The following is a 16509-nucleotide window of genomic DNA, read 5'->3' as shown; positions in this document are numbered from 1 at the left end:
TAGCTCGAAATTGTCCATGTTCGGTTTATACGATGTCTGAAGAAGAATATGAAGTAGAAGCGTTGGCGGTTGAGGTATCAGCCCAGCCTATCGAGCTCTACAAGGTTTTGAAAATTGCTAATGCGGTCAGTGGCGGCGGTGAAGCAAAATATGCCATTGCCGAAGGCTATGTGGCTGTTAATGGTGAGCTGGAGCAACGTAAGCGCCGTAAGATGTATGACGGCGATGTGATCGAATTTAACAATGAATTCTACGTTGTGATTTGTGACCAGCCTGTTGATGAATCACCGCAGGAGCCTGAGCTGGCAATGCCTAAAACAGCGAAAAAAGCAGACAAGCCAGGTGCCAAGCAGGCATCAGGAAAAGGCAGAGGCAACAAGTCGGCATCGGGCAAAAAAACACGCGGCAATAAAGCTGGTGGAAAGAAAAAATCGGAGAGCCAAGCCGGACCGGCCGATCAGTCAACCGGTCGCAAGCCAATTAGCTTCTAGCCCGTTAGGTGCTATTAAGAAAAAAGAAACTGCCAAAAATGGCAGTTTCTTTTTATGGTGAGTACGTAGAAGTGGTTATTCGGTATTAATGGCTGTTGACGCTGAGGCCGTATTTCTTGATTTTTCGGTAAAGCGTGGCAATACCGATACCCAGCTCGTCGGCAACCAGCTTGCGGTTGCTTAACCGGTTTATCGCTTCCTCGATGCGGATTTTTTCCATTTCTTCAAGACTCATCGCGCACTCGTCAGCGTGAATATTCTCGACCTGGTGCTCGACTTTGGCCTGCTCGAAATAAGGTGGCAGTAAGTCGACGTCAATCGTATCGCCTTCCGGTACCACGTTCACCAAATATTCAATCAGGTTACTCAGTTCACGTACGTTGCCGGGCCAGTGATAGGCATTGAGTCGGGCCATGGCTTCGGATGCAATTCCCGGGTAGCTCACGCCGATTTTTCGGGTATGTATATCGAGGAAGAACTGTACCAGTAGCTCGACATCACCTTCGCGTTCTTTCAGTGGTGGGAGGTGAATAGGGATCACGTTGAGACGATAGTACAAGTCTTCCCGGAATTTGTTCGAGGCAATCATTTCAGCGAAGTTGCGGTTGGTTGCCGATACAATTCGAATATCGATCGGGATTGAGGTGTTTGAGCCAATCGGCATCACTTCTCGCTCTTCCAGTACCCTCAGCAGTTTGGCCTGAAGGGTCATCGACATATCGCCAATTTCATCCAGGAACAAGGTGCCCTTGTTGGCAGCCTGTATCAAACCCGTCTTGCCTTTGGTGGACGCGCCGGTAAAAGCGCCTTTGACATAACCGAACAGTTCACTTTCGAGAAGCTGATCAGGTATCGCGGCACAGTTAATGGCAATAAAGGGCTTATCGCTTCGGGTACTTAAATCATGCACCGCATGGGCAATCACTTCTTTACCCGTACCGCTTTCACCGTTAATTAGCACACTCGACGGGCTGCTGGCGATCCGTGATATTAAGGTTTTTAACTGACGCATTTTTTTGCATTCACCAATCACGCTGGTAAATTGCGGCTGCGGTTCATTGATTGCAAAAGATTTATTTGGTTGATGGAAAGCCATTAAAAAAAGCTGGTGACCACGGGCGTCATGAAATTGGCCGACAACCAGCTCCTGACGTTCGCCAAGCGATATGATGTGCTGCTGATGTCCTTTTAATTCATTATTATGAAAGGACAGAGGCTGAATATTGACTTCGACACGGGACAACTCTTCGCGTTCTATATTGAGATTATTCAGCGCTGGCTGGTTACCATATTTTACCCGGCTGTTACCGTCTAATACTAATACCCCCTGATCCATGTTTTCTATCAGGCTGGTAAATACTTCATCAAGCCCATCATCATGTTCATTATCACTGGCCAATACTTTGGCGACTACTATTTGGGAAATGTGCTGAATGTAGTCAGAGAATAACTGAACATTTTCTTTGATTCTCTCGCGCGACTCTTCGGTGAAGGCCACCAGGCTGATCACTCCGATACAGCGATCCTCGGCCATGATAGGGACACCGAGGAATGCCGTTTCTCGACAGGTTGCTTTGTTGGAACAGCCATCGCACAGTGGATCGGTACGAGATTTAACAACAACCTTTTCTCTATGTGTTTCAAGAATATATCGGAAAATTCTTGAACTTGTATTGAGTTTCTTACCAAAGAATTTGCTGTAAGGCCCGGTGCCGGCGATACGGACCAAATCGGCATCAACGACCTCTGCATCCAGCTGAAGTACGGCTGAAAGCATTTGTGTAAAGCGCAGTATGGTGGGCTGCAGTTGCATGAGTTCGGATTGCTGGGCGTTTTTCAACATAATTCAGGTCTATTTTGGGAAAGACTTAACAAAGTTACTCAAGAATGAATGATGTCTGCTTGATATAAGTCAGTGTTTCCCATTGGATTCGTGATGCGAAATAGGAATTGCAAGCGAGGTCACACCTGAATATCAATATGATAAAGCGCATCTGGGGCGCTATCATTTTGGTCGCTATCACTGATAGTGAGTGATAGCGTGCGACAAGAACACCAGTTAGCAATAAATCGCTTCCAAATTTCTTACCCCTTGTAATTCAAGGGCTGACGGCTTTTTTTTGTTTATTTTTCCGTTTTGTTTCGTTGTTGGCACAGATATTGGAATAGGAGAGTCAGCTGTCTGTTTTAACCCTACAGACTTTTTCCAGCCGGACACGATATAACAAATTTAATTACTGGGAAGAATAAAATGAAAAGCATTAATGAACTAATCAAGGAAATCAATGAACTAAAATCTGAACTTCATAATAAAGATTTCCTTTTAACTTGGGAGCAGAGCCCGGAAGAGCTGGAGCGCGTATTAAAAACCGCGCAGGCACTAAAAGCAATGCGCCAGGAAAATATTGCAACAAACGTATTCAAAAATGGTCTGGGTATTTCACTGTTCCGTGATAACTCCACCCGTACCCGTTTCTCTTATGCATCTGCCATCAACATGCTAGGCCTAGCCCAGCAGGATCTTGACGAAGGCAAATCTCAAATCGCTCACGGTGAAACCGTCCGTGAAACAGCCAACATGATTTCATTCTGTGCTGATGCCATCGGTATCCGTGATGACATGTACCTGGGTGCCGGTAACGCCTATATGCGTGAAGTTGGCGAAGCGTTGGATGATGGTGTTAAGGAAGGCGTATTACCACACCGTCCTGCACTGGTTAACCTGCAGTGTGATATCGACCACCCAACTCAGTCTATGGCTGACTTGGCATGGTTGGAAGAGCACTTCGGTGGCCTGGACAAGCTGAAAGGCAAGAAGATTGCGATGACCTGGGCTTATTCTCCAAGCTACGGTAAGCCGCTATCTGTGCCTCAGGGCATCATCGGCCTGATGACTCGTTTCGGTATGGATGTGACTCTGGCTCACCCAGAAGGTTACGACCTAATTCCTGAAGTGGTTGAAGAAGCGCGTAAGAATGCAGAAGCATCTGGCGGTAGCTTCACTCAGGTTTCCTCAATGGAAGAAGCCTTCGAAGATGCTGACATCGTGTATCCAAAATCATGGGCGCCTTATCAGGTAATGGGTCGTCGTACCGAGTTGCTTCGTGCCAATGACCACGATGGCTTGAAAGCACTTGAGCAGGAATGTCTGGCTCAGAACGCCAACCACAAAGATTGGCACTGCACCGAAGAAATGATGAAGAAGACCAAAGACGGTGAAGCACTATACATGCACTGTCTGCCTGCCGATATCACAGGTGTTTCTTGTAAAGAAGGTGAAGTGGAAGAGTCAGTATTCGAGAAATACCGTATCGCCACTTACAAAGAAGCAAGCTGGAAGCCATATATCATTGCTGCAATGATTATGAACCGTAAGTACCAGGAACCTGGTGATGTTCTGCAAGAGTTATTGGACGAAGCTGAAAAGCGCGTTAAGTAACGAGTTGATATCGGATACTCCACCCTATCAGTATCTGATATATGCCACAGCTACAAAACTTGGCTAATTCTAGCCCTTTCGCGGGGGCACAGATCCCGGTTCCCCCGCATTTTTAACTCAATTCATTCAATGAGGTCTGGTCGTGTCTACATTCTCTCTAAAAATGGAGATAGCCGATAACCGCCATTATAACGGTCAGCAATCTCCTCTATTCACCATTGATGAAGCGGAAAAAGCCCGCGCCTTCCATCAGAAAGTTGAAGGCTACCAACCCACGCCTTTGCACTCTCTCGACTGCTTAGCCAAAGAGATCGGCGTTGGCAAAATTTTAATTAAAGACGAAGCCCACCGTTTTGATTTATGTGCCTTCAAGATGCTTGGTGGTGCTTACGCGATTGCCCGCTTGCTATGCGACGAATTCAAGCTCGACATCAATGCTTTTGATTTCGACAAACTGAAAAACGATATCCCTGAAAAAATGACCTTTGCGACCGCCACAGACGGTAACCACGGACGTGGGGTGGCATGGGCAGCTAACAAACTCGGCCAGAATGCCGTGGTCTACATGCCAAAAGGCGCAGCCGACGAGCGTGTTAATAACATTCGTGCCCTGGGCGCTGAATGCATCGTTACCGACATGAACTATGACGACACCGTTCGCCTGGCGATTAAAACGGCCGAAGAGAACAACTGGAAAGTTGTGCAGGACACCGCTTGGGAAGGCTATACAGAAATCCCAACTTGGATCATGCAGGGCTATACCACCATGGCAGCAGAAGCTGTCGACCAAATGAAAGAGCAGCAGGTAGAGCGTCCGACACACGTCTTCCTGCAGGCAGGCGTTGGTGCAATGGCCGGCGGTGTACTGGGCTACCTTTGCGACCAATACGGTGCCGACAAGCTGCATTCAGTGATTGTCGAACCGGATCTGGCTGACTGCATCTACCGTTCAGGTATCAGCGTTCAGGGAGAGATGGTAAATGTCGAAGGCGATTTGGCAACCATCATGGTTGGCCTGGCCTGTGGCGAACCTAACCCGATTGGCTGGCCGGTACTGCGCGACTGCTCGACTCAGTTCGTTTCCTGTCAGGACAGCGTAGCCGCACTAGGTATGCGAGTACTGGGTAACCCGCTAGGCACAGACCCAAGGGTTGTCTCCGGTGAATCAGGTGCCGTAGGCGCAGGTATGCTGGCCGCTGTTTACTACCACCCAGAGCGCGAAAAGCTGATGGAAAAACTGGGCCTGAACAAAGACTCAGTCGTGCTGCTGGTAAACACCGAAGGGGATACCGATCCTGTTCACTACCGTGAAGTGGTATGGCAAGGCAAGCACCCAACGCTTTAATTGTTTCTTATTGCAATTTCGACCGGATACTGCATCAGAAGTGCTCATTTATAGTCATAAACTCCGCGCTTCTTCTTTGCCTCCGAACGAAATTGCTTCAAGAAAGCAATAAAGGTTCAGTGGGTTGCAACTAAATCCACAAATACTCAGATGGCTTTTTGAAATAAAAGCAAAAAAGAATTAATTAGCGCGCTGTAGATGTCATCGAAAACAGGGCGAATCAACTTCAAATACAAAACATCATGCCGGACGCGATGACCACCGTTCGGCCCAAGGAGAATTACAATGACAATGAACATCCCATTCGACAAAGTGTTGGAAAAAGCCCAAGACTACAAAGCGGATATGAGCCAGTTCCTACGTGACATGATTGCAATCCCAAGCGAAAGCTGCGACGAAGAAAAAGTCGTATTGCGCATCAAAGAGGAAATGGAAAAAGTTGGTTTCGATAAAGTAGAAATCGACCCTATGGGTAACGTATTGGGTTGGATCGGTCATGGTCCGCATCTGATTGCAATGGATGCCCATATCGATACCGTTGGCGTGGGTAACATGGACAACTGGGAGTTCGACCCGTACCAGGGCATGGAAGATGACGAAGTGATCGGTGGCCGTGGTGCATCGGATCAGGAAGGCGGTATGGCTTCTATGGTTTATGCCGGCAAGATTATCAAAGATCTTGGTCTTGAAGACGAGTACACCTTGCTGGTAACTGGTACCGTTCAGGAAGAAGACTGTGACGGTCTATGCTGGCAGTACATCATCGAAGAAAGCAAGATCCGTCCTGAGTTCGTCGTATCTACTGAGCCAACAGATTGCCAGATCTACCGTGGTCAGCGCGGTCGTATGGAAATTCGCATCGACGTTGCGGGTGTGAGCTGTCACGGTTCTGCGCCAGAGCGTGGTGACAACGCTATCTTCAAGATGGGCCCAATCCTGAACCAGCTGGAAGATCTGTCTCACAACCTGAAAGACGACCCATTCCTGGGTAAAGGTACACTGACTGTATCTGAAATTTTCTTCACATCTCCTAGCCGTTGTGCAGTAGCTGATAGCTGTGCTGTGTCTATCGACCGTCGTCTGACTTGGGGCGAAACTTGGGAAGGTGCACTAGACGAAATTCGTGCTCTGCCTGCAGTACAGGAAGCAAAAGCAGTTGTGTCTATGTACGAGTACAACCGTCCTGCCTACACAGGTTTGGTTTACCCAACTGAGTGCTACTTCCCAACTTGGCTGATCGACGAAGAGCATGTGGCAACTAAGACTCTTGAAGCGTCTTACGAGCTGCTATTCGACAAGAAACCAACTGTTGATAAGTGGACTTTCTCTACTAACGGCGTTTCTATCATGGGCCGTTACGGTATCCCTGTTATCGGCTTTGGTCCTGGTAAAGAGCCAGAAGCACACGCGCCAAACGAGAAAACTTGGAAAGATCACCTGGTAACTTGTGCGGCAATGTACGCTGTCATCCCACAAATGTACCTAGAAGAGCTTAAGAAATAAGCCTTGATGCTGGTTAACCAGCGTTAGCATGATTTTCCGTCCCGAGGGTGTCAGTACGCTCTGCCTTACTACTGACCTCATATCCCCCTCGGGATGGATTTTCACCAATTAGCTGACTTGTCTTGCCGAAGTGGCAGTTGTCTGACTGGTACTTCGAGAAGGTTTTGGTAGATGGAATAAGGTTTCGGCCTTGAGATAAAGGGTGGCGTCATGATTTCAAAGCGTTCTTTTTCCCCGGAGTTGTATAACAGTACGGACGGCGAGTCGTTGGCCATGCTTATTCGCCATGGTATTGTGGTTGATCATCAATATGAAAAGAAAGCTGATATCTTGATTGTTGATGGCAAGATCGCCGACGTTGCCCCTGATATTTCCAGTTATCCTGCCGGGACGCGCATTATCGATGCCGAAGGCCTGTATGTAATGCCGGGCGGCATTGATGTTCACACCCACTTCAATATTGATGTCGGGATAGCCCGCAGCAGTGATGATTTCTACACTGGCACTCGAGCCGCAGCCTGCGGTGGCACCACCATGGTGGTTGACCATATGGGATTTGGCCCCAAAGGATGCAACCTTCATCATCAGCTGTCAGTGTATAAGGACTATGCCAAGGACACTGCGGTCATCGACTATGGCTTCCACGGTGTGATCCAGCATATTAATGACGAAATCCTGTCAGAAATGGCCGCGATGGTCGAGGTTGAAGGCATTTCAAGCTTCAAGCTCTACCTGACCTACGGCTATAAGCTTGATGATGAATCTGTACTGCGCGCCCTTACTCAGCTCAATAAAGTTCATGCCCTGACTACGGTTCACCCCGAGAACGATGCCGCGATTGCCCTGAGACGAGCGCAATTGCTCGAAGAAGGAAAGACCGCGCCTAAGTATCATGCCGAAAGCCGCCCGCTTGAATGCGAGGCAGAAGCGATTGCCAGAATGATTAATCTGGCAAAACTGGCAGGGGATGCGCCGCTGTATATCGTCCACTTATCCAACGGGCTCGGCCTGGATTATGTCCGCCTGGCTCGCCAGAACAAACAGCCTGTCTGGGCTGAAACTTGTCCGCAATATTTGTTGCTTGATGAGCGCTGTTACGAGCGCGAAGATGCGCTGAAATTTATTCTAAGTCCACCGCTGCGCCCGTTCGAGGAGCGCGAAAAACTGTGGCAGGGCCTGATGGACGGTAGCATTGATACCGTCGCAACTGATCACTGCTCGTTTACCTATGGTGAGCAGAAGCAGCGCGGTAAAGATAATTTCAGCGCCTGCCCGAACGGTATGCCCGGCGTCGAAAACCGGATGCCACTACTGTTCTCGGAAGGCGTGATGAGCGGACGGATTAGTCCGAGCCGGTTTGTCGAGCTAACCAGCTACATGCCTGCGAAGCTGTTCGGGCTATACCCGCAAAAGGGCTGTCTGGACCAAGGTGCAGATGCTGATCTGGTGCTGTTCGATCCGAAGCAGCAGGTCACGATTACTCACGATTTATTACACGACAACACCGATTATACCCCGTATGAAGATATGAATTGTCTTGGCTGGCCGATGATGACCATCAGCCGTGGACAGGTTGTCGCATGTAATGGCGAATTTATGGGGAAAGCCGGGAATGGCCGCTTTGTTCGCCGCAAACCGTTTCCGCATCAGTAGTTTCTAGTCGCTGATGTTCCAGAAGAAGAATGTGTCGGAAACGGTGTTAGACCACAATTAGAATTCAAGGAGTTAACATGAAACCCACCGCTGTTGTTGCCCTAGGCGGCAATGCATTGCTACGTCGTGGCGACGCGCCAAGTTTTGAAAACCAGTTGGCGAATATTAAGATTGCGGCCAAAGCGATTGCCGAGATTGCCAAAGAATACCAGGTTGCGATCGTCCATGGTAACGGACCGCAGGTTGGCCTGCTTGCTTTGCAAAACTTGGCTTACGACAAAGTTTCCCCTTATCCGCTGGATGTATTGGGCGCCGAAAGTGAAGGCATGATTGGTTATATGCTGGCTCAGGAGCTGCAGAACCTGCTGCCGGAAACGGAAGTCACCAGCCTGCTTACTCGTATCGAAGTCAATGCTGACGATCCAAGCATGCTGGATCCGACTAAGTTTGTTGGCCCTGTCTACAACGAAGAAGAAGCAGGCATTTTGGCTGAAGCCAATAACTGGATCATGAAGCGTGATGGTGATTACGTCCGTCGCGTGGTGCCATCTCCTAAGCCGATTAATATTATCGACAAGAAGTCGATTGATACTTTGCTCGATGCTGGTCAGATCGTCATTTGCTGTGGCGGTGGTGGTATTCCGGTATGCCGAAGCGAATTTGGCTACAAGGGCGTTGAAGGCGTGATTGATAAAGATCTGGCCGCAACCTTGCTGGCTAAACAGCTTAAAGCTGACAAGCTGTTGATCCTGACAGATGCTGATGCCGTTTACCTGGACTGGGGTACAGAGCAGCAGCGTGCACTTCGCGCGACAACACCGGCTCAGCTAAGTGAATATCAGTTCCCTGCCGGTTCAATGGGGCCTAAAGTCGAAGCCGCGGCAGATTTTGCCCAGTTCGGTGGACGTGCCTATATCGGTGCGCTTGAAGAAGGTTTGGAAGTACTGGCAGAGCGTGCCGGTACCTGCGTCGCCGTTTAATTATTCAATATTCCCTACAGTTGATACCAATCTACTAAGTCGTTAAGCGCCTGAAATAACAGGCGCAACGGCTTATTTGAGTTGGTACAACAAAACGAGATGTACCTTCGACGAACAATTCATATAACTAGGTGCTGTGGGTGAAGGGGGCGATCTGACACAGGTTGCCGCTACAGCAGCATAACGCCATAAGGGTACGTTTCATCATTTTACCGACAACAAGGTAGAACATTATGAGCAATTGTCCTAAGGATATGACACTGCCACCAGATCTCACCCTGAAAAAAGGTTCTGGACCAGTTCGTACCAAATTCCCTATCTATTCCAACTCCCTCCCGCCTTGTAACCATGCCTGTCCGACGGGCAGCAATATTCAGGAATGGCTGTCCCTGGCTCAGTCCGAGCAATATGAAGAAGCTTTCCAGGCACTTATCAAGAATAACCCGATGCCAGCTATACACGGCCGGGTATGTTATCACCCCTGTGAATCCGCCTGTAACCGTGCCAATGTCGATCAGGCGGTCAGTATCCATGCTGTCGAGCGTTTTCTTGGCGATCAGGCACTTGAGAAAAAGTGGCCGGTCAGGTTTGATGCCGAGCCGACAGGCAAGCGGGTACTGATAATCGGTGCCGGTCCGAGTGGCCTGGCAACGGCTTATCACCTTAAGCGTAAAGGGCACGATGTTGAGATCCGCGATGCGGCACCGATGGCCGGCGGTATGATGCACTTCGGCATTCCGGCCTACCGTTTGCCGCGCGATATTCTCGAAAACGAAATTGCCCGTATCGAAGCAATGGGGATCAAAATTGTCCTCAACCATAAAGTAGAAGATTTGCTGGCTGAAAAAGTCAAAGGCAAGTTTGATGCCGTCTTTCTCGCCATTGGTGCCCATGTCGGCCGTGGCGTCGATATTCCCAATGACGATCCCGGCAAGGTGAACGATGCAGTGTCCTATCTGCGCGCTATTGAAATGAACTCAGCACCAAAGCTGGGCCAGCGCGTGGCTGTTTACGGTGGTGGTAATACCGCGATGGATGCGGCACGTACGGCACGCCGAATGGGTGCAGATGTGATGGTTATCTACCGCCGGGATCGTGCTCATATGCCTGCCCATGATTTTGAATGTGTCGAAGCGATGGAAGAGGGCGTGACGTTCCACTGGCAGCGTACGATCAACCAGATTGACGGAACCACATTTACCCTTGAAAAAATGAACATAGACGAGAATGGTCGTCCACAACCAACAGGTGTGTTTGAAACTGTCGAAGCCGATTCGCTTATTCTGGCACTGGGTCAGAATATCGATACCCAGCTGACAAAGAATATCCCGGGTGTCGAACATAAATGGGACGGCACTGTGATGGTGAACGAGCAGATGATGACTGGTTACCAGGGCTTGTTTGCCGGTGGTGACATGGTCCCTTGTGATCGTACCGTTACTATTGCTGTCGGCCACGGTAAAAAAGCGGCCTCTCATATTGATGCCTTCCTTAATAAACGCATCTTCACCAAAGTGACCAAACAGCCGTTGATTAAGTTCGACAAGCTGCATCTTTGGTACAAAACTGATGCGGATCAGAGCGAACAACCAGCGATCCCGGTGATCAAGCGGGCAACATCGTTTGATGAAGTGGTCGGCGGGCTGACAGAGCAAGAAGCCTTGTTCGAGGCGCAGCGCTGTTACTCCTGTGGTAACTGTTTTGAGTGTAATGGCTGCTTTGGTGCCTGTCCGCATGGGGCGATTACCCGCCTTGGCAAAGGAAAAGGCTACAAGGTGGATTACGACAAGTGTACCGGATGCGAAGCCTGTTATTCGCAATGTCCTTGTCATGCGATCGAAATGGTCGCGGCGGAAATGGAGTAGGAGCTGATCATGACTGAGAAAACGAATCTTTCGTCCGAGCAAGTCATGCATACTTGCGACGGAAATGAAGCCGCGGCACATATTGCCTATCGTGTTAGTGAAGTATGCGCAATTTATCCAATTACCCCTTCGTCCACGATGGCAGAGTTTGCCGACCAGTGGGCAGCAGAAGACCAGCGCAATATCTGGGGCAATATCCCGCTGATTGCAGAGATGCAGAGTGAAGGCGGGGCAGCAGGGACGGTGCATGGTGCCTTGCAAAGCGGAGCATTGACGACGACCTTTACTGCCTCGCAGGGGTTAATGCTGATGCTGCCGAACATGTACAAGATTGCCGGTGAGCTTACCTCGGCAGTGTTCCATGTGGCGGCTCGCTCGCTGGCGGCTCAGGGGCTGTCTATCTTTGGTGATCACCAGGATATTATGGCCGCTCGTGGTACTGGTTTTGCGTTGTTGGCTTCTTCCTCGGTACAGGAAGCCCACGACATGGCGCTGGTGGCTCATGCTGCGACTTTAGATGCACGGATCCCCTTTATCCATTTCTTTGATGGCTTCAGAACTTCGCACGAGGTTAACAAGATCAGCCTGATCCCGGATGCCGATATTCGAACCATGATTTCTGACGAGCTGGTACGGGCGCACCGCGAGCGTGGCCTGAGCCCGGATTCGCCGTTTATTCGTGGTACGGCGCAGAACCCGGATGTTTATTTCCAGGGACGGGAAACGGTTAATCCATATTATGCCAGAACACCTGAAATTGTAGAGGCTTGCATGGACAAGCTGGGCGAACTTACCGGTCGCCGCTACAAACTGATGGAGTTCTTTGGTGCACCTGACGCCGAGCATGTAGTGATAGCGATGGGCTCCGGTGTCGAAACAGTGAAAGAGACCGTTGAATATCTGGTGGCACAAGGCAAGAAAGTCGGTGTGTTGCAGGTTCGTTTGTATCGTCCGCTGTCAGCCAAGCACCTGCTTGAAGCGCTGCCGCTGACGACACAAAAAATCACTGTGCTGGATAGAACTAAAGAGCCGGGCGCCAATGCGGATCCTTTGTACCAGGATGTACTGACTGCTCTTATGGATTCTCTTAATAACAATGGGCAAGATCATTTCGAGAAAATGCCTCGCTTGATTGCAGGTCGCTATGGCCTGTCGAGCAAGGAGTTTACCCCGGCAATGGTCAAGGCGGTGTTCGATAACCTTGAACTGGACCAGCCAAAGCATCACTTTACCGTGGGTATTATCGACGATGTGAGCCATTCACATCTGGATGTCGATGCCAGCTTCGATATTGAATCGAACGATGTGGTACGCGCCATGTTCTACGGCCTAGGGGCTGACGGTACAGTCGGAGCGAACAAGAATACCATCAAGATCATCGGTGAAGATCCGGATTATTTCGCTCAGGGCTATTTTGTCTATGACTCGAAAAAATCAGGCTCGCAAACTGAATCGCACCTGAGGTTCGGCCATCATCCGGTTAATAGCCCTTACTTGATCCAGTCGGCTAACTTTGTTGCCTGCCATCAGGCTACCTTTGTTGAAAGTACCGATATGCTGGCAAAAGCGGCCGATAATGCCACTTTCTTGCTTAATACCACAGCATCGGTTGATGAAGTCTGGGATAGACTGCCTGCTCGTATGCAGCAGCAGCTTATCGAGCGCAATATGCAGCTTCATATTATTGATGCCTACAAGGTTGCACGTGATACTGGTATGGGCAACCGCATCAATACCATCATGCAGACCTGTTTCTTTGCCCTTTCCGGCGTACTGGAAAAAGATCTGGCGATTGCCAAGATCAAAAAGGCCATCGAGAAGACGTATTCTCGCAAAGGGCCGGAAGTGGTTCAGAAGAACTTTGCCGCTGTTGACCATACCCTGGCACACCTTTATCAGGTTGAAGTGCCTGCCACGGTAACGGCTAACGAACAGGACAAGCCGGTGGTATCAGAGAATGCGCCTGAGTTTGTGCAGAAAGTGACGGCTCAGATGATGGCTGGCAAGGGAGACTTGATCCCGGTTTCCATGTTGCCTGTCGACGGTACTTATCCATCGGGTACAACCCAGTGGGAGAAACGAAACATTGCCCAGAAAATCCCGGTCTGGGAGCAGCAAGACTGTATTCAATGCGGTAACTGCAGCATCGTTTGTCCTCATGCTGCGATAAGGGCCAAGTTCTACGATAAGTCGAAACTCGAAGAAGCACCGGAAGGTTTTAAGTCTGCGGGTATTACTGCTCGTGGTTTCCCGGACACCCGCTATACGTTGCAGGTGTACGCAGAAGACTGTACCGGATGTAGCCTGTGTGTTGATGCCTGTCCGATGGTGGTTCAGGAGGCAACTGACGAACAGCCTGAACGCAAGGCTATCAATATGGAACTGAAGGCGCCATATATGGAGCAGGAGAAGCGCAACCTCGACTTCTTCGAAACCATTCCATATAACGAACGTGCCCGTGTTGATTTCTCTAATGTTCGCGGTGCCCAGTTCCTTCAGCCGTTGTTTGAGTTCTCGGGAGCGTGTTCGGGCTGTGGTGAAACCCCGTATCTTAAGCTGATGTCCCAGCTGTTTGGTGATCGCCTTATGATTGCCAACGCGACAGGATGTTCGTCAATCTATGGCGGTAACTTGCCGACGACACCTTGGTCGAAAAATGCCGAAGGGCGTGGACCGGCCTGGGCTAACTCGCTGTTCGAAGATAACGCTGAATTTGGTTTTGGTTTCCGCCTTGCCGCCGTCAAGCAGCACGAGATGGCTGAGCAGTTGCTGGTGGAAAATCGCGAGCAGCTTGATCCACTACTGGTTGATCAACTCTTACATGCCGAGCAGCTAACCGAAACGGATATCCAGGCCCAGATAAAACGGGTAGATACCCTGAAGGCGAAATTGGAAACCATTGGCACAGAGTCTGCCCTCAACCTGATGTCAGTTGCCGATCAGTTGATCCGCCGTTCTATCTGGATTGTGGGTGGTGACGGCTGGGCCTATGATATTGGCTCGAGTGGTCTTGATCATGTGCTTGCGAGCGGGGCGGATGTCAACGTACTGGTCATGGATACCGAAGTGTACTCCAATACAGGTGGGCAGATGTCGAAGTCGACGCCGCTTGGCGCGGTTGCCAAGTTTGCCGCGGCCGGTAAGCAGGCAACCAAGAAAGATGTGGCGATGCAGGCGATATCCTATAACAACGTTTATGTTGCCCGGGTTGCATTAGGTGCTGATCCGCAGCAGGTACTGCTGGCAATGCGAGAAGCCGAAGCCTATAAAGGCCCGTCAATCATTATTGCCTACAGCCACTGTATTGCTCACGGTATCAATATGGAAGACGGTCTGCATCAGCAGCAACTGGCGGTACAATCCGGTCACTGGCCGTTATTCCGCTATAATCCGGCACTGCGTGATGTCGGCGAGAATCCGTTCTCGCTCGATACCTTGCGACCGACGATCCCGCTCGAAGAGTACCGCTATAATGAGGCGCGCTACCAGATCTTGCGTCGGAGCAACCCTGAAGCCGCGGCTGAAATTACCGCGCACGCTCAGCAGGTTGCCAAGCGTAAGTGGCAGCTTTACGAAGAGCTGGCTACACGCAAGCAAGGATCGGTTGCCCCGCATGTCGAGCTTGATGCTGACTAGCGATAGCTAAGCGATAAAAACACTAAAAGGGCCATCCGGCCCTTTTTTAGCTATCTTGCTTGCAATAATGTTCAGCGAGTCTGGCGTTTCACCACTATGCTGGTTTTTCGTCATCGACGTACTCGAGAATATCTCCTGGTTGGCATTGCAGGTGTTTGCAAATGGCATCCAGTGTTGACAGGCGAAGTGCCTTAGCCCTTGCATTTTTTAGGACTGACAAATTTTGTTCAGTAATCCCTATCTTTGCCGCAAGTTCATTTGAGCGCATTTTACGCTTAGCCAGCATCACATCTAAATTAATGATAATTGGCACAAAACAACCTTATATTGTTAATTCATTCTCTTCTTTCATGTCTTTGGCAAGTGCCATGACATGAGAAATAGCCCGCACCATGATACCAATAATAAAAATTGTCAACTCATTGTCCGAAAAATAGAGACCGGTATTTAAGACTTCTTCACCAATCGATAGAACTGCGCCTAATAACAGGTCAGAAAGTGCACCAATTACGGGTAGGGCAATCATCAAATTAGCCGTCTTTTTCAAACATGACACATTGCCTAAAGTGAACACTTTGCCGACACGATAAAGTCGAAAAAGCCGAATGAGTTGCCAAATGATTGCCATGTAGGCCAACGTAGGTAATAGGGCAAAGGGATAGCCCATCAGCATTTTTGCGGGTGTCAAAGGAAGGTTAACTGGGTAGGCAAATGAGATGCTGATGGCATCTCCTGACTCAACCATCGTGCCATAGATCCACATTACTGAGTCATAAAGCGGTGCCGTTACTAATATGACCCAAAGCAAAATGAGTAGCTTTTTGCTTAGTTTCTGGATGGCGTGTTGGTCTTGCATTATTGATTCTCCAAATGATTTTGTGGCAATAGATTGACATGTGATGCTTTGGTTGGCAATAATAATTTATCGTTTTTCGATAAGATATTATTAATTAACATGAGGTTTACATGTGGAAACTTGCTCTATCGATTACAGCCGTAGCTCTGTTAGCTGGTTGTTCAGCTATGTCCGTTGAAGAGTGCAAAACGGCTGATTGGCAAATGGTTGGCACAATAGATGGTCAAAATGGTGTACCTGCATCCCGGGTAAGTGACTATGTTGAAGATTGTACAGAAGAGGCGGGAGTTAGGGTCGACCGTGCTGCATGGTACGCAGGTTATGACTTAGGGCTCGCCTATTATTGCGTGGCAGAGAATGGTTACCGTATTGGTCGTTCAGGGCTGGCATACTATGGCGTCTGTGAGAACCCTATGTTCATTGAGCAATACAATCAAGGTCAGAAAGAGTACAGGATTGAGCAACGTATCATGAAGATTGATCAGGAGCTGACTTCGATAAGCCGTGAGTTAAAACAATTAGACAAACAAGCAAATACTGACAGTGACAAAGCCAAGCGCCTAAGAAGGCGAAGTATAGAGCTTCGTGATGAAAGACGATCGCTGTTGGTTCCTACGATTCAGTACCATTTCACATTCTAAAGTCGTGGGATGTGAAATCAGAAGCCTTGGTTACCAGTTTTAGTTTTTACGCTTTCGCAAACTGGAAAACTAACGTTGGGGCCGTTTGGCCCTTTTTTAT

12 protein-coding genes are annotated in these 16509 nt (G+C 49.2%); 9 read left to right on the top strand and 3 right to left on the bottom strand.

The window, feature by feature from the left end:
* Positions 1 to 32: 32 nt before the first annotated feature.
* Positions 33 to 491 (top strand): RNA-binding S4 domain-containing protein, encoded by a 459-nt coding sequence (locus L4D19_RS11415; protein WP_428452564.1) that lies wholly within the window; start codon positions 33 to 35, stop codon positions 489 to 491.
* A gap of 85 nt (positions 492 to 576) precedes the next feature.
* Here the strand turns inward: L4D19_RS11415 and L4D19_RS11410 are convergent, their stop codons facing one another.
* A complete protein-coding gene (locus L4D19_RS11410; RefSeq protein WP_160650134.1) occupies positions 577 to 2334 on the bottom strand; it encodes a sigma 54-interacting transcriptional regulator in 1758 nt (585 codons plus the stop codon).
* A 408-nt stretch (positions 2335 to 2742) separates the two neighbouring features.
* Between L4D19_RS11410 and ygeW the strand changes: the two genes are divergently transcribed.
* The 7 genes from ygeW (at position 2743) to nifJ (ending at position 14912) form a co-directional block, all read left to right on the top strand.
* Positions 2743 to 3930 carry a knotted carbamoyltransferase YgeW gene (gene ygeW / locus L4D19_RS11405; protein WP_428452563.1) on the top strand — a complete coding sequence of 396 codons (1188 nt, stop codon included), beginning with the start codon at positions 2743 to 2745 and terminating at the stop codon, positions 3928 to 3930.
* 142 nt (positions 3931 to 4072) lie between these two features.
* Complete coding sequence (dpaL, locus tag L4D19_RS11400) at positions 4073 to 5275, top strand: diaminopropionate ammonia-lyase (RefSeq protein ID WP_428452562.1); 1203 nt, start codon at positions 4073 to 4075, stop codon at positions 5273 to 5275.
* 285 nt (positions 5276 to 5560) lie between these two features.
* The gene (locus tag L4D19_RS11395; RefSeq protein WP_160650132.1) at positions 5561 to 6778 is read left to right on the top strand and encodes a YgeY family selenium metabolism-linked hydrolase; all 1218 of its coding nucleotides are present in this window, start codon (positions 5561 to 5563) and stop codon (positions 6776 to 6778) included.
* Positions 6779 to 6988: 210 nt separating this feature from the next.
* Positions 6989 to 8431, top strand: a complete 1443-nt coding sequence (gene hydA / locus L4D19_RS11390) for a dihydropyrimidinase (RefSeq protein ID WP_428452561.1) — start codon at positions 6989 to 6991, stop codon at positions 8429 to 8431.
* Between the two features lie 77 nt (positions 8432 to 8508).
* Positions 8509 to 9411 (top strand): carbamate kinase, encoded by a 903-nt coding sequence (gene arcC / locus L4D19_RS11385; RefSeq protein ID WP_160650127.1) that lies wholly within the window; start codon positions 8509 to 8511, stop codon positions 9409 to 9411.
* Between the two features lie 233 nt (positions 9412 to 9644).
* Positions 9645 to 11276: an NAD(P)-binding protein gene (locus L4D19_RS11380; RefSeq protein WP_428452560.1), complete on the top strand. Its 1632-nt coding sequence runs from the start codon at positions 9645 to 9647 to the stop codon at positions 11274 to 11276.
* A 9-nt stretch (positions 11277 to 11285) separates the two neighbouring features.
* Positions 11286 to 14912 carry a pyruvate:ferredoxin (flavodoxin) oxidoreductase gene (gene nifJ, locus L4D19_RS11375; protein WP_428452559.1) on the top strand — a complete coding sequence of 1209 codons (3627 nt, stop codon included), beginning with the start codon at positions 11286 to 11288 and terminating at the stop codon, positions 14910 to 14912.
* 94 nt (positions 14913 to 15006) lie between these two features.
* On the opposite strand, the gene L4D19_RS11370 is transcribed toward nifJ, so the two are convergent.
* The gene (locus tag L4D19_RS11370) at positions 15007 to 15225 is read right to left on the bottom strand and encodes a helix-turn-helix domain-containing protein (protein ID WP_160650122.1); all 219 of its coding nucleotides are present in this window, start codon (positions 15223 to 15225) and stop codon (positions 15007 to 15009) included.
* A gap of 9 nt (positions 15226 to 15234) precedes the next feature.
* Positions 15235 to 15768 carry a DUF2975 domain-containing protein gene (locus L4D19_RS11365; protein ID WP_428452558.1) on the bottom strand — a complete coding sequence of 178 codons (534 nt, stop codon included), beginning with the start codon at positions 15766 to 15768 and terminating at the stop codon, positions 15235 to 15237.
* A gap of 110 nt (positions 15769 to 15878) precedes the next feature.
* Here L4D19_RS11365 and L4D19_RS11360 point away from each other — a divergent pair, with 110 nt between their 5' ends.
* Positions 15879 to 16409, top strand: coding sequence for a DUF2799 domain-containing protein (locus tag L4D19_RS11360; protein ID WP_428452557.1), 531 nt, complete (start codon positions 15879 to 15881; stop codon positions 16407 to 16409).
* Positions 16410 to 16509: the final 100 nt, after the last annotated feature.

Origin of the sequence: Photobacterium kasasachensis, assembly GCF_050336885.1 — a bacterium.
In the GTDB taxonomy this organism is placed as follows: domain Bacteria; phylum Pseudomonadota; class Gammaproteobacteria; order Enterobacterales; family Vibrionaceae; genus Photobacterium; species Photobacterium kasasachensis.
The sequence above is the reverse complement of the archived record's forward strand: the minus strand, read 5'-3'. Positions and strand labels throughout refer to the sequence as shown.